The 14,235-nt window shown below is 33.1% G+C and carries 13 protein-coding genes; 6 read left to right on the forward strand and 7 right to left on the reverse strand.

Annotation, left to right across the window (positions count from 1 at the left end; all coding sequences use genetic code 11):
• The 4 genes from FI695_07715 to FI695_07730 form a co-directional block, all read left to right on the forward strand.
• Positions 1-702 (forward strand): SDR family oxidoreductase (locus FI695_07715; protein ID MQG51841.1); only part of this gene is annotated, 702 nt, incomplete at its 5' end.
• Between the two features lie 40 nt (positions 703-742).
• Positions 743-1,678, forward strand: coding sequence for an SDR family NAD(P)-dependent oxidoreductase (locus FI695_07720; GenBank protein MQG51842.1), 936 nt, complete (start codon positions 743-745; stop codon positions 1,676-1,678).
• Between the two features lie 37 nt (positions 1,679-1,715).
• On the forward strand, positions 1,716-2,957 hold the full coding sequence (locus FI695_07725) for an MFS transporter (protein ID MQG51843.1): 1,242 nt from the start codon (positions 1,716-1,718) through the stop codon (positions 2,955-2,957).
• A gap of 29 nt (positions 2,958-2,986) precedes the next feature.
• A complete protein-coding gene (locus FI695_07730; protein ID MQG51844.1) occupies positions 2,987-3,862 on the forward strand; it encodes a hypothetical protein in 876 nt (291 codons plus the stop codon).
• A gap of 337 nt (positions 3,863-4,199) precedes the next feature.
• Here FI695_07730 and truB read toward each other — a convergent pair whose 3' ends face one another.
• The 5 genes from truB to nusA are packed head-to-tail and all read right to left on the reverse strand — an operon-like array spanning position 4,200 to position 9,097.
• Positions 4,200-5,093, reverse strand: a complete 894-nt coding sequence (gene truB, locus FI695_07735) for a tRNA pseudouridine(55) synthase TruB (protein MQG51845.1) — start codon at positions 5,091-5,093, stop codon at positions 4,200-4,202.
• A gap of 25 nt (positions 5,094-5,118) precedes the next feature.
• Entirely contained in the window at positions 5,119-5,451 is a 333-nt protein-coding gene (gene rbfA, locus FI695_07740) for a 30S ribosome-binding factor RbfA (GenBank protein MQG51846.1), read from the reverse strand.
• A 10-nt stretch (positions 5,452-5,461) separates the two neighbouring features.
• Positions 5,462-7,237: a translation initiation factor IF-2 gene (gene infB / locus FI695_07745; protein MQG51847.1), complete on the reverse strand. Its 1,776-nt coding sequence runs from the start codon at positions 7,235-7,237 to the stop codon at positions 5,462-5,464.
• A gap of 5 nt (positions 7,238-7,242) precedes the next feature.
• Complete coding sequence (locus FI695_07750) at positions 7,243-7,533, reverse strand: YlxR family protein (GenBank protein ID MQG51848.1); 291 nt, start codon at positions 7,531-7,533, stop codon at positions 7,243-7,245.
• A 13-nt stretch (positions 7,534-7,546) separates the two neighbouring features.
• Positions 7,547-9,097, reverse strand: coding sequence for a transcription termination/antitermination protein NusA (nusA, locus tag FI695_07755; GenBank protein ID MQG51849.1), 1,551 nt, complete (start codon positions 9,095-9,097; stop codon positions 7,547-7,549).
• 187 nt (positions 9,098-9,284) lie between these two features.
• Between nusA and FI695_07760 the strand changes: the two genes are divergently transcribed.
• Positions 9,285-10,457 (forward strand): hypothetical protein, encoded by a 1,173-nt coding sequence (locus FI695_07760; GenBank protein MQG51850.1) that lies wholly within the window; start codon positions 9,285-9,287, stop codon positions 10,455-10,457.
• A 9-nt stretch (positions 10,458-10,466) separates the two neighbouring features.
• Complete coding sequence (locus tag FI695_07765; protein MQG51851.1) at positions 10,467-12,167, forward strand: proline--tRNA ligase; 1,701 nt, start codon at positions 10,467-10,469, stop codon at positions 12,165-12,167.
• Here the strand turns inward: FI695_07765 and ispG are convergent.
• Together ispG and FI695_07775 are read right to left on the reverse strand one after the other, a co-directional pair.
• On the reverse strand, positions 12,157-13,296 hold the full coding sequence (gene ispG / locus FI695_07770) for a flavodoxin-dependent (E)-4-hydroxy-3-methylbut-2-enyl-diphosphate synthase (GenBank protein MQG51852.1): 1,140 nt from the start codon (positions 13,294-13,296) through the stop codon (positions 12,157-12,159). The two genes, FI695_07765 and ispG, sit on opposite strands and share 11 nt — an antisense overlap.
• Positions 13,297-13,312: 16 nt before the next feature.
• Complete coding sequence (locus tag FI695_07775) at positions 13,313-14,053, reverse strand: hypothetical protein (protein MQG51853.1); 741 nt, start codon at positions 14,051-14,053, stop codon at positions 13,313-13,315.
• Positions 14,054-14,235 lie beyond the last annotated feature (182 nt).

Here is a 14,235-nt window from a genome sequence, read left to right on the forward strand (position 1 = left end):
GTTTCTCTTATGACAGGTGGGGAAGCTGTAATACAAAAAGCAGTAGACACATATGGCCAATTAGATATATTAGTCAACAGTGTCGGTGTTAGAAGAGATGAAATGATTTTTAATATGAGGCCAGAGGATTTTGAAGTTGTGATACAAAACTCACTTAAATCGTATTTTACTACCAGTAAATATGCTTGTATTTTGTTTCGACAACAAAGATACGGGCGAATAGTAAATTTAACATCTGACGCAGGTTTAGGTGAAATTGGTATGTCAAACTATTCTGCAGCAACTGAAGGTATTGTTGGTATGACGAGAACTATAGCAAGAGATATGGGAAGGTATGGAGTAACATGTAATGCAGTGTCTCCTGTAGCAAAAACTAGATTATTTCCTGGAGGTGTAGATTCATATAGAACTTCAGGAATTTATCCTACTCCAGATGATAGAGCAGGATTAGGATTAAAAGAGCCTGGTATAGGCTGGGCAGATGATAATTCACCTGAAGACCCTGGAAATGTTGCTCCATTAGTAGCGTATTTAGCTGGTGAAGGCTCTCCAAATGCAAATGGTTATGTATTTGGTGTGCGTGGCGGTGATATATATCTATATACTAACCCAGAAGTCGAAAGAGCAATTTACCATGAGAAAGTTTTTTCAATGGATGAATTAGATGATTTAGTACCAAGAATTATATCTTTTGATATGTAACAAGATGTAATTATACTAACAATAGAAATGGAGTTAGAAAATGGGAAATAGATTAGAAGGAAAAGTAGCAATTGTGACCGGTGGTGGTGGTGGAATAGGCCGCGGAGTATGTAGGTTACTTGCTGAAGAAGGTGCATCTGTAGTAGTTAATGATGTTGGAGGAGCAGTAGATGGAACTGGTGCTTCAACAGGACCAGCAGATGAATTGGTATCAGAAATAAAAGAAAATGGCGGCGTTGCTGTTTCAAATTATGACACTATTGCAACTATGGAAGGTGCAGGCAAACTTGTGCAAGCTGCCCTAGATAATTTTGGTAGAGTTGATATATTAATGCACGTTGCTGGTATTCTTCGAGATCGAATGGTCTTTAATATGACAGAAGAAGAATGGGATGCAGTATTATCAGTACATTTGTATGGAGCATTTAATACAGTCAAACAAGTTGTACCTCATTTAATTGAACAAAGGTCCGGAAGAATAATTATATTTTCTTCTGGTTCTGGACTTGGTAATTCTGGTCAAACAAATTACGCTGCTGCTAAAGAAGGTCAAGTAGGGTTTGTTCGTTCTCTTTCACGAGAATTGGCTCCTTTTAATATTACTGTTAATGCAGTATACCCAGGAGGAGATACAAGGATGACAGGAAGTATTCCTGATTCAGCTTTGGAAATTCGAGCACAAAGAGGTATATCTAGTAGAAGAACCGTTCCTACAAAAGAATTATGGGAACCAAGACATCCGGACAGAAATGCTCCAAAAGCAGTATATTTATGCACAGATGCTGCAGAAAATATAACAGGTGAAGTAATAGGTACATCTGGTCCTCCAATGACTTTATATTCTCCTAGGCACGTATCAAGAGTCATACATAGTGATACGCCTTGGACTTTAGACCAACTAGAAGTCATGATGCCTAACGCAATTACAGATGGGATACCAAATCCTGCACCAGCAGTACAGCCAGAAGAAAAATAAGATTTGTTATCGCTGAAAATGTGAATAAGAGGTGTTGTTGATTACGAAATCTTTTTATGATCTAAGGCCGTGGTTTGTTGCTTTTTCTGGGATGGCCCTGTTGTGTTTGCTTATAGGACTTAATACTCAATGTATGGGGTTATTTTTCATAGCTTTAGAACAAGAATTTCGATGGAGCAGGGCATTAATATCCGGTGCTTTTTCTGTTGTACGGATTGAAGGTAGTTTTCTTGGTCCGATTGAAGGGTTTTTAGCTGATAAATTTGGTCCAGATACAATGATCCTAATTGGTGGAGTTATAACATCTATTGGATTTGTGATATTGGGACTCGTTCAAAATCCTGTAATGTTTTATATTTCCTTGCTAGTTATTACAGCTGGAGTTGGTCTTGGAAGTTTTATACCTGTTACTACATCAGTAAATTGGTGGTTTAAAAAACATCGTAACACTGGACTCGGTATTGCTATGGCAGGGGTTCCTGCAGGAGCTGCTCTACTTTTACCTTTAGTAACCATATTGATAGAAATATATAACTGGAGAACTACAGCATACATTTTAGCTGCAGTGACATTTGTAGTATCCGTACCACTAAGCCAGGTAATGAGAAAACCAAAAGTTATCGAGGAAAACAACAATTCCGATAATGAATTTAGTGATAGCCATGCTGTTTCAATTGAAGATGATTTTTCATTAAAACAAGCAATAAAAACATCGGCTTTTTGGATAATCCCAAGTGTTCATGCTTTGAATGGATTTACAACTCATGCAGTTTATGTACACGGGCTTATAAGACTCACAGATGCTGGTTTTTCTATAGCTGTAGCATCTACTGTATTTGCTGTGTATGGTTTTATAGAGATATTAATGCGTGTTTTTGGTAGTTTCATAGGAGACTTAATTGATAAAAGACATGCTATTTGGATATTTTGTGCGATTCAGGGGCTAGGTGTCGTTTTTCTTGGATTAATACCTGATACTTCAGAGAGTTTTTCTACAGCAATCATTATGGCATATTTATTCGCAATAACGTTTGCTATAGGACATGGAGGTAGAGGTCCTGCAATTGTGGCTATCCGTGGAGAATATTTTGGGAGGGCAAATTTTGGAAAAATTATGGGAGTAGGAGGGTTTATCACAAGTTTAACAGGTATAATTACTCCTATAGCCCTAGGATATTATTTTGACCAAGTGGGAGACTATGTAATACCGTTTATTATTTGCGGCTTACTAACCGCTTTTGGAGGACTTTTGATATTATTTGCGAAAAAACCTAATTAAATTAAAGAAAGCGAAACAAATTAATTAATATGAGTGAGAAATATAATTGGTTAGACTTATTTATAACCATGTATGATGAATTAAATATAATAGTAAAAGACTTGTCTTCTCAAGGAAAGGCAAGAGGTATTATTGGAAATGTTGAAGGACGAGATCCAAAAGAAGACAGATTCTTAGAGATTGATAAAATATGTGAAGATCATATTCTCAGCTATATAAAACAGTCTCCGTATTCTGTGGAAGTTTTCTCAGAACATGGTCACTTTATAACAGATCCTCAACGAGAGGTAAGTTTCATTTTATCAGTGGATCCATTTGATGGTACATCTCTATATAAAAGCGGTATACCAGCCGAATGGTGGTCTGTACTAACAATATATAATCCTGTAACTTTAAAACCAGTATGCGCAGCTGCTGTAGATTTTATTCGTGAGCAATTTTATTATACTGAAAATGGAATATTTAAGTATTGCGACCTTGATGATAAAAAGTTTATTGATGTTGAATTAAAACCTAAAAATAATTTGGAATCAGGGTTTGTTTTGGCAACATATTCAATGAGTCCAAATTATTCATTACTTTGGGGAGAAAATACAGAAAGACTTTTAAGGAATCTAAATGCTTTGAGTAACCCTCCAAGAATTTGGCCAAATGGAGGTTCATGTGTTTATCCGTGGATGGCTAGGGGTTTAGTGGATGTTTATTTGATGTTTGAAGAACCAAATAGCGAAGTAAATCCAGGATTAGGATTTATAATGGCAGAAAATTTTTGTGCTTATGAAATTACTGAGGGGAAAAAACTAATTGAATATTCTTTTGTACCAAATTTAAGTGACAAAAAAATAAAATCATTTATAGCTTCTAGCAATCAAAAACTTCTAGAAGCTATAATTGATTTATTATAAATTCTTAAAAACTTTAGTACTATTTTAATTTATCAGCTTCGGCTTTACCGAGAATTCTGAACATTGTGTACTGTTGTCCGTCAATTGTGGCAACTGCTCTTGCAGCAGGTCGACCATTTTTCATTGTTACTAAGGTAACATCTTTGTCATCGACTTCAACAGATTTTCTAAGTTTTAGATTGTAGAATTTCATAGCTATACCACCTTTTTGTAAGTTAAACATAAAGAACAGCTTTGTATCTAACTAAGTAGACAATATGAATAGCTAGATTGTCAAGTTTTATGGCTATAAAACCCTAAAATTGACCATAATTTAACAAAAAAGCAACATTTTAAGTTATTTTGTAGTTTGTATAAATATTTTATAAGGAAAATAAATATTGTTAGTCTGATCGTATTTAGCAATACCAATAAACAAATCTTCTTCATCATAGCATCTAACTAATGCTTTATCTGGTAATATGATTTCTGAATCCATGATATGTGTAGTTTGACCCGTTATTAGTTTATATTTTTCATTATTGTTTGCTTTTAACTTCGGTAAATGATTAATTAGATAATCTGTAGGTATTGTATGCATTTTCCAGTGTTCGTTTATTGAATGTTCAATACTAATAGAAGAATCTACAGTAAATATACCACTGCGTATTCTTCTTAAATTTGTTAGTACAGCTCCACATTCCAATTTTTCACCAATATCATTGATAAGCGAACGTATATATACGCCTTGCTGACATTTAACAATTAAGGAAATAAATGGAATATTACTTTCTATAATTTTAATATCTTCAATATAAATTGGTTTTGGTTCTAATGAAAATTCAATTCCTTTACGTACCAAGTCATATGATCTTTTACCTTTATACTTTACTGAACTATATTTAGGAGGAATCTGAAAAGAATTACCTATAAATGAAGAAATTACGGAATTTAATGATTCGGTACTAATAGATATTTTGTTTTTAATTTTTGTTATTTTCCCTTCAAGATCATACGTGTCAGAAATTAATCCTAATTGAAAATCACATTGATATTCCTTTGTTTTGTCATTCATAAAATTGATTAATCTAGTGGCTTGACCTATAAATATAGGCAAAACTCCAGTAGCCAGCGGGTCAAGCGTACCAACGTGGCCTATTTTTTTTGCACCAGTAATTTTTTTAATCTCTTTACCAACCTGTGTTGATGTCATTCCTGAATCTTTATCAATATTAAGTATGGCACTAATCATTGGAATTTAGAAATTAGGTTAAAAATTAATCTGCAGTATTTGGAAGATTTACTAAATTATCGATAGAGTCATCTAGTAAAAATTTAAGATAAGGGAGATATCTGAGTCTGATTTTGGATTTTAATTCATTGTGAATATACCCACTAGCATCATTTAATGCTTTAATAGCGTTTTGTTGCTCTTGAGTAGATCCCATTACACTAATCATGATTTTTGCTGATTTTAGGTCTTTATTTGTAATAACTTTAGTTACAGTAAGTAGAAGAGATAAACGTGGGTCTTTTAATTCGGTTGTAATAAGCCAACCTAATTCTTCTTGCAAAAGGTCATTAATTTTTTTTATACGGCGATCATCCATTTGGCATACTCTATTTTTTACTGTGGATGATTAATTCATCGTTCTCTTCAAACTCTTCAAAGTTAGCAAAGGTTATTCCACACTCTAAACCTGCACCAACTTCTCGCGTATCTTCTTGAAACCTTCTTAATGTGGTTATAGATCCATCATGTATTTCTGTTCCATCACGTATTACTCTTATCATACTTGATCGAGTAATTTTTCCATCTGATATATATAGGCCAGCAATCTTGGATTTCTTACTTCTTGAAAATATTGCTCTTATAGTTGCATGACCATCAATAGTATCTTCTTCTTCAACTTCTTCTGAACCGATAATAATATTTTCGATATATTCTATTAGTTCATATATAATCTCATAAAATTTAATTGATAAATTCATTGAATCTGCTATTTGTTTAGCACTTTGGGCAAGACTTGTTCTAAAACCAATTACTATTGCATTCGTTGTTGACGCAAGTAATAAGTCTGTTTCAGTTATAAATCCGCTAGAAGAATGTATTATATTTACTTTAGCAATGTCATTATTTAGTTTTACTAATGAATCCCTGATAGCTTCTGCAGATCCTTGAACATCAGTTTTGATAATTAAAGGGATTTCCTTAATCTTTTGTTCGTTATTTATTGAAATTGCGTTTTCTACAACATTATATTCTGATTGTTTAGATCTTGATTTTTTCCTTGTTTCAAGCAGATCTTCTGCTTCTTTTTCTGTTGAAGCTACCATAAATATTTCCCCAGCTAAAGGCGGTTTATTTATCCCCATGATTTCAACAGGATAGGAAGGTGGTGCTTGGTCTATTTTTTCACCATTGTAATTGAACATTGACTTAATTCTGCCTTCTGTTGAATTCGTGAAAAGTTTTTCTCCAATATTTAGTGTTCCTGACTGGATTAATAAAGTTGCAATAGGACCTCTATTTTTATCTAATTTGGATTCGATTACCACTCCTGTTGCTTGTTTGTGAGGATTCGCTCTTAACTCAGATACTTCTGCTAAAAGTAAAAGGTTTTCTAATAAACTTTCTAAACCCATACCTGTTTTAGCAGAAACTTGAACACAGATTATATCTCCACCCCAGTCTTCAACTAGTAAATCGTTTTCTGCTAATTGTCTTTTAATTCGATCGGGGTCACTATTTTCTAGGTCACATTTATTGATAGCAACAACGATAGGTACATTGGCTGCTTTTGCGTGATCTATTGCTTCTAATGTTTGAGGCATCATACCGTCATCAGCAGCAACAACCAAAACAGCTATATCTGTAACTTCAGCACCTCGTGCTCTCATAGCAGTAAATGCAGCATGACCTGGTGTATCAATAAAAGTAATGGGTTTATCATTATATGTTATTTGATAAGCGCCAATATGCTGTGTTATTCCACCTGTTTCTTTTTCAGCTATATGGCTTTTACGTATTGCGTCTAAAACACTTGTTTTGCCGTGATCTACGTGACCTAAAACTGTAATTATAGGTGCTCTTTCTACTTGATCTGCTGAATCGTTTTCATTATCTTCTAGAGTGGATTCAATTAGTGGAGAAGAATCTGAGGTTTGCTTTTCTACAATTGTATAACCGAAAGCTGTGGCTATTTTTTCAACTATCTCTGCATCTAGGATAGCATTAATATTTGCCATGATGCCTAATCGCATTAACTGTTTCATTAGATCTATAGCATTATAATTTAGCATGGCGGCAAGATCTGCAACCGTTGTATTAGGTTCAATTTCAAGGACTTTTGTATTTTTTGTTTGTTTTTCTTGTATTGAGCCAGTTTCTGCCATAATTCTCACAACCTATATTTAGCCATATACTCACTAATAATAATCTTGTCTTTATCAGACAAATTGGCTTTTATATTTCTTTCTATCTTCCCTTTTTTTATAGCTTCTGTCCAGCAGTTAAAGGATCTACATAAATAGACACTTCTTCCTTCGGATTTATCTTTATCACTAATATTATTTAATTTTATAACAATACTTTTTTCTTTAGTTCTTATTATTTTTATAAAATTTTTCTGGGGTTCTTTTGCACCACAACCTACACAAGTTCTTATTGGTATATGTTTTGTTTGATACATCAATCACCTTCATTTAAGAATCTCGGTTATTTGTATTTGGTCCTTTTTTGTTTTTTGTATTTCTTGATTTTCTTGATTTTCTACCACTCTGGTCTCTACCTTGAGTTTCGACAAAATCTTCAGCAAATCGTATTTGTGGAGAATCATTTGATCCTGCTAATTGAGGAATTTGCCAAATATCATCAGATAGAGAAATACTTTCTGGTTCATTGGATTCTATCTTTTCATTCTTAGTAGATTCTTCTATTTCTAAATTTGCCAAAGCTTCTTCTATACTTATTTCTCCTCTATCCAAAGCTAAATCTACTTCTGATTTTTCTTCATCTTTTTCTTCATCATTTTTAGACCCTTCTTCAGTATCATTTAAAGAGACAGGTTCTAAATCTACTTCAGTTGCATTAATTTCTTCGGCCTGTTCTACTACAGTTTCAGGTTGATTTTCAGTAGTATTTACTTCAGATTCGATTTCAGAAACAGTACTTTCTGTTTCGGGAATTTCCTTTTCGGGCTCTTTATCTAATTCCATTTGCTCAGCTTCACTGCCACTAATTATGTCAATTTTCCATCCTGTGAGTTTGGCTGCAAGCCGAGCATTTTGTCCTTCTTTCCCTATTGCTAAAGATAATTGTTTATCTTGAACGGCTACAACAGCATTTTCAGTGTCATAATCTAAATTTACATTTAAAACTTGCGAAGGATTTAATGAATTAGCTATAAATACTTTTGGATCAGAATCCCATTGGACAATATCAATTTTTTCGCCTTGGAGTTCATTTACGATGTTTTGTATACGTATGCCACGTAGACCAACGCAAGAACCAACAGCATCAACTCCTTCTTGTTCTGTCCATACTGCAATTTTGCTACGGGACCCCGGTTCTCTTGATATTGATTTTATTTCAACCACTTTATTGCTTATTTCTGGAATTTCAACTTCAAATAATTTCCTTAATAAATCTTTGTGAGCCCTAGATATAATGATTTCAGGATTTCTAGTTCCTTTGTTTACTTCAAGAATATAGAATTTGAGTTTTTGGTTTACTCGATATCTTTCTGAATTGACTTTTTCTCTATCAGGCATATAGGCTTCTGTTCTACCTAAATCAACAGTTACCCCGCCAGCTTCTACTTTTGTTATATTTCCTGTAACTATATTGTCAAATTTTTCTGCATATTCTTCAAATATTAAATCTCTTTCAGCTTCTCTTAATTTTTGCATTACGACCTGTTTGGCAGTTTGGGCTGCAATTCGACCTGCATTGTAAAGATGAGAGTCAATTTTCATAGTGTCATTAATTTCTGAGCTAGGTATGATTTTTTTTGCTTCTTCTAATGATATTTCAATCAAGTCGTTCTCTACAGTCTCTACTACTTGTTTCAAAACATATACTGTTACATCTCCACTACCAGGGTCCATGGTTACCGAAATGTTTTGGTCAGGATCAAAATTATCTTTTTTATAAGCAGCAGCGAGCGCTAATTCGATCGCTGAAATAACGGTATTGCGAGGTAAATTTCTTTCAGCAGCTAATTGCGTTAATGCTATTAAAAAATCGCTTTTCATTATACATTCCTAAATTTATTAAAAAAAAAAGTCGGACAAGTCCCACTTTTCGTAAATTTTAGGCATCATAGATGCCAACAATTAAATTTTGTAGTAAATTATAACATGGTAAATTTCAATTATCAATCGATGTTTCAATATACAATAGATTTATAAATTATTTAATATCAACTTAAATGAGGTTTTTATGGATTTTAGCTTTACACCTGAACAAGAAAAATTAAGAGTAGATATAGGAGACTTTTTAGAAAATAATTTGACTTCTGAGTATAAAAATGTGTTGTATGATGTGGCAGGTGTTGGTGTTTCAAAAGAATTTACTAAAATGCTTGCAAAAAATGGTTGGATTGGTATGCAATGGCCTGAAAATTATGGTGGTGCTGGTATGGGGATTATGGAATATGTTATTTATCGTGAAGAGATGGTTATGAGGGGCGCTCCTATTGGATACCATTTAACTGCAGAAAATCAAATGGCACCAAGTATTATGATCAATGGAACTGATGAGCAAAAACAAAGAATTATTCCAAGTATTGCAAAAGGAGAAATGAGTATTTGTATTGGTTATAGTGAACCAAATACAGGTTCAGATTTAGCTTCATTACAAACTAGAGCAGAAGAAGACGGTGACGACTTTATCATAAATGGTGTTAAAACTTGGAATAGTGGCGCTATTCATTCTGAATTAATTTGGTTAGCTGCTAGAACAAACCATGATGTTCCAAAACATAAAGGGATAACAGTGTTTTTGGTTGAATTGGATAGTCCTGGTGTTACAATTGACCCAATTCAAAATATGGCAAGAATTGGAGGATTTAGTAATATTACGTTTGATAACGTTAGGGTTCCTAAAAGTAATATTGTTGGTGAGTTAGATCAAGGATGGTATGTTGTCGCACAAAATCTTGATTTCGAGAGATCTGGTATAGAGCGGGTTGCAAGTAATTATTCAATAATCCATGATTTTTTGGAGTACATTAAGACAAATAACAACAATACCAAAAACAATATAAACAACTCGTTAGTGAGAAATAGAATAGCAGATATGTTTATTGAAGTAGAAGTAGGTAGATATTTAGCTTACAATATTGCATGGATGCAAAGTAAAGGGTTGGTTCCAAACAAGGAAGCGTCTATTTCTAAAGTGTTTGGAGCAGAGACTACAAAACGTAATTCTCAAGCAATGTTAGAGATCTTAGGAATGTATGGTGGAGTTAATTATACATCAAACTATTCACCAATACAGGGTAGAGTATTAAGATCCTGGTTTGGTGGTATTTCTTCTACAATTGCCGCTGGTACCTCTGAAATTCAAAGAAATATTATCGCTATGAGAGGATTAGGATTGCCCAGAACATAAAGGGAAAATATGAAATTTTCAAACTTATTTGGTAAGACACAAAAAAATATCTCCACAAATGCTGAAAGTATTAGCCATCAATTGATGCTAAGAGCAGGATTTATACTTCAAATTGCAGCTGGCGTATATGCGTATATGCCTATTGCTTATAAAGCCTTTAGGAAAATAGAAAACATAATAAGAAATGAATTAAATAAATCTGGTGCCCAAGAAGTTCATATGCCTGCATTACAACCAGTTGACCTTTGGGAAAAATCTAATCGAAAAGAATCATATGGTCCTGTACTCTTCCAACTTAAAGATAGACGAGAAAGAGAATTGGTATTAGGACCTACTCATGAAGAAGTGATAACACAAATGGTAAAAAGCAATGTTGAATCTTATAGAGATTTACCATTAAATTTATATCAAATTCAGGTTAAATTTAGAGATGAAGCAAGACCAAGAGCAGGGCTTTTACGAGGTAGAGAATTTCATATGAAGGACGCTTATTCATTTGATATTGATCAGAAAGGTTTAGATAAACGTTATGATCAAATGGTAGAAGTCTATAAAAGTATTTTTCAGAAATGCGGATTACCTGTTTTAGTTGTTCAGGCAGATAGCGGAGCTATAGGAGGAAAAGATTCTCAAGAGTTTATACTTACTACTGATGTAGGAGAAGATACCATAATATATTGTAATTCTTGTGAATATGTAGCTAATAGTGAAAAAGCTGTATTTAAACATGATGAATTACCCATTGAAGATGAATTAAATCTTATAGAAGTAAGCACACCCCTAGTTAAGACAATTGAAGATGTATCCAAATTTTTTAATTGTGATACCAAAAAAACCATTAAGTCGGTAATCTATATGATTGAAAACGAACTCGTTATGGTGTCAATTAGAGGAGATTTAGATATTAATGAAATTAAATTGAGTAATATTTTTAAAGGAAAAGATTTACGTTTAGCTACTGATGAAGAATTAATAAAGTCTGACTTATTACCTGGTTTCATATCTCCTGTAGGACTACAAGGTAAATCAAATTTTCATTTTTTATTCGATAATTCACTAAAAACAGGTAGTAATTTTATATCTGGTGGTAACAAAATTGATTCTCATTATAATAATGTAAATATACCAAGAGATATTTTAGTATCAGAGTTTAATGATCTGGCATTAGCAGATAATGGGTACAGATGTAGTGAATGTAATGATACTTTAAGTACTACTAAAGGTGTTGAAGTAGGACATGTTTTTAAATTAGGCACATCGTATTCTGAAAGCTTAGGAGCTTATTATACTGATGAAAATGGTTCTCAGAAACCTATATTAATGGGATGTTATGGTATAGGTGTTGGGCGTGTATTAGCTGCAGCAATTGAACAAAATCATGATGACAAAGGGATAGTTTTTCCTTCTGAAATCTCTCCATATCAAATACACTTAGTTGGAATAAACTTAAATGATAATTATGTTGCAGAGTCTTGTGAAGATATATATAACCGTTTAAATGACAATGATTATGAAATAATATTTGATGATAGAGATGAAAGTGCTGGTGTTAAACTCGCAGATGCTGATTTGATGGGTTTTCCGATTAGGATGGTAGTGTCTTCTAGAAGTTTGAAAAATAATTCTGTTGAAATAAAATTAAGAAAAGAGTCAGAATCTTTCCTAGTTGAAATAAACAAATTAGAAGAGTACTTAAGTTCTATACGTTAGATTCTTCTACTTCTAAATTATTAATTTCTTCAATAAGTGCTTCAAACATTTCAGACTCATCAACTACTCTAGATTTAACACCTTTTTTAAATATCACTGCTCTACCTACACCACCTGCAATACCTATATCCGCATCTTTTGCTTCACCAGGTCCATTTACTTCACAGCCCATTACAGCAACTTTTATATTTTTGTCGACCAGTTTAAGAGCCTCGTCTACCATGTTTGCTAACTTGGTAACATTAATGTCTGCTCGACCACAAGATGGGCAAGCGACAAGAGTCGTGCCTTTGGTTCTTAAATTTAATGATTTAAGAATTTCATAACCTGTAATAATTTCTTCTTTTGAGTCATCACTTAGTGAAACTCTGATAGTATCTCCTATTCCCTCATACAATAAAATGCCTAAACCGATAGCACTTCGAATACTACCAGATTTTGCTGTACCTGCCTCAGTGATTCCTAAATGAAATGGATATGGAACAAGTTTTGCTAGTCTTCTGTAAGCTTCTATTGTTGTATCTACTTCAAAAGCTTTTAATGATATTTTTATTTGTTCAAAATTTAAGGATTCAAGAATACTAATTTCCCACAATGCGGTATCAACCATATGATCTACTGCTGTGTAGCTATTTGGATCAACTTTGCTTGATTTAGGTAAAAGATTTACACCATCTTTTCCTCTTGATGCTGATCGAGTTTGACCTATTTGCCCTACAGGAGGAAGACTTCCAAAGTTAACACCGATACGTATAGGAATCTCTCTTTCTTTTGCTAGAGTTACTACTTCTTTCACTTTTTGACTATCACGTATATTCCCTGGATTAAGTCTTAAACAGTCAACACCTGATCGAATAGATTCTAGAGCTAGCTCATGATGAAAATGAATATCAGCGACTAATGGAATATTTATAGATTGTTTTATTTCTTTTAATGCTTTAGCAGCTTCCATATCTGGTACAGCACACCGAATAATTTCACAACCATATTCCTCTAGTTCTTTTATTTGATAAACAGTACTTTTAATATCTCTAGTGTCTGTTTTAGTCATAGATTGAACAGAAATAGGGGCAGTACCTCCTACTTTTTGCTTTCCTAGATATACAGGCTTGGTAATTCTTCGACTCATATTACTCCAATTCTATCTATAAAATACTTTCACCATTAAATATCCTCATTAAATCAGCCCAACTAATAATTATTGCTAACATAATTAGTGTAAAGAATCCTGCAACATGTATCAAGCGTTCAGTCATGATTGATATTTTTTTCCCGCCACGTATCATTTCTATAAGTATAAAAAATAATCTTCCACCATCTAATGCTGGTATCGGAAGAAAATTAAAAATTGCTAAGGTTAAATTTATAATCGCCATTAAATTAATAGTAAATAATATTTTTTGTTTGAGGGAAAAATTGTTTTGTGTGTTTAATTCTTGATACGCTTGAGCCATTCCTATGGGGCCTGCAATTACTAGTGGTTTTGTACCTGTAATTGCGCTACTGATTTCATTTTTAGTCATAATAACAAAATCAATCATTGTAGAAGTACCTTTTTGTAAGGATTGTAATGGATTGTACCTAATTGATACTTTGTAAGGATCTACAATTTCAAGATTTATACCAGCAATGTATTTTTTTTGGGTATTATCATAGATTGGTTTTAATTCAACAGCTACGTTTTGATTATCACGAATCATTTCCCATTTTAGGTAATTATTTTGATGATAATTTAATAGATACTCAACTTGATAGGGACTTTTAATTTTCTCATCATGAATTATCTTTATTATATCTCCTGGTAATACTCCTGCTATTTCAGCAGGTGAGTTTACCGCAACAGAATTTATTGCTATATCTCCATGAATTGCATCTCTAGGAATCATATAAATACTAGAGAATAAAATTATTGCTAAAACTAAATTTATCAAAGGTCCAACGGCAATAATAATGAATCGTTGATATGCTGGCTTACTTTCAAGGCTTTGAGGATCATTTGGATTATCTTCACCTGAAAATTTTACAAATCACACTAGAGGAATAGAATTTATACTATAGCTAGTTTCTT

The sequence above is a fragment of the SAR202 cluster bacterium genome, assembly GCA_009392515.1.
GTDB lineage: Bacteria > Chloroflexota > Dehalococcoidia > Lucifugimonadales > UBA6952 > UBA6952.

Excerpts from the sequence above, each read along its gene's own strand:
- FI695_07720 (MQG51842.1), top strand. The coding sequence starts at position 743 with ATGGGAAATAGATTAGAAGGAAAAGTAGCAATTGTGACCGGTGGTGGT.
- FI695_07730 (MQG51844.1), top strand. The coding sequence starts at position 2,987 with ATGAGTGAGAAATATAATTGGTTAGACTTATTTATAACCATGTATGAT.
- truB (MQG51845.1), bottom strand. The coding sequence starts at position 5,093 with ATGATTAGTGCCATACTTAATATTGATAAAGATTCAGGAATGACATCA.
- rbfA (MQG51846.1), bottom strand. The coding sequence starts at position 5,451 with ATGGATGATCGCCGTATAAAAAAAATTAATGACCTTTTGCAAGAAGAA.
- infB (MQG51847.1), bottom strand. The coding sequence starts at position 7,237 with ATGGCAGAAACTGGCTCAATACAAGAAAAACAAACAAAAAATACAAAA.
- FI695_07750 (MQG51848.1), bottom strand. The coding sequence starts at position 7,533 with ATGTATCAAACAAAACATATACCAATAAGAACTTGTGTAGGTTGTGGT.
- nusA (MQG51849.1), bottom strand. The coding sequence starts at position 9,097 with ATGAAAAGCGATTTTTTAATAGCATTAACGCAATTAGCTGCTGAAAGA.
- FI695_07760 (MQG51850.1), top strand. The coding sequence starts at position 9,285 with ATGGATTTTAGCTTTACACCTGAACAAGAAAAATTAAGAGTAGATATA.
- FI695_07765 (MQG51851.1), top strand. The coding sequence starts at position 10,467 with ATGAAATTTTCAAACTTATTTGGTAAGACACAAAAAAATATCTCCACA.
- ispG (MQG51852.1), bottom strand. The coding sequence starts at position 13,296 with ATGAGTCGAAGAATTACCAAGCCTGTATATCTAGGAAAGCAAAAAGTA.
- FI695_07775 (MQG51853.1), bottom strand. The coding sequence starts at position 14,053 with ATGATTCCTAGAGATGCAATTCATGGAGATATAGCAATAAATTCTGTT.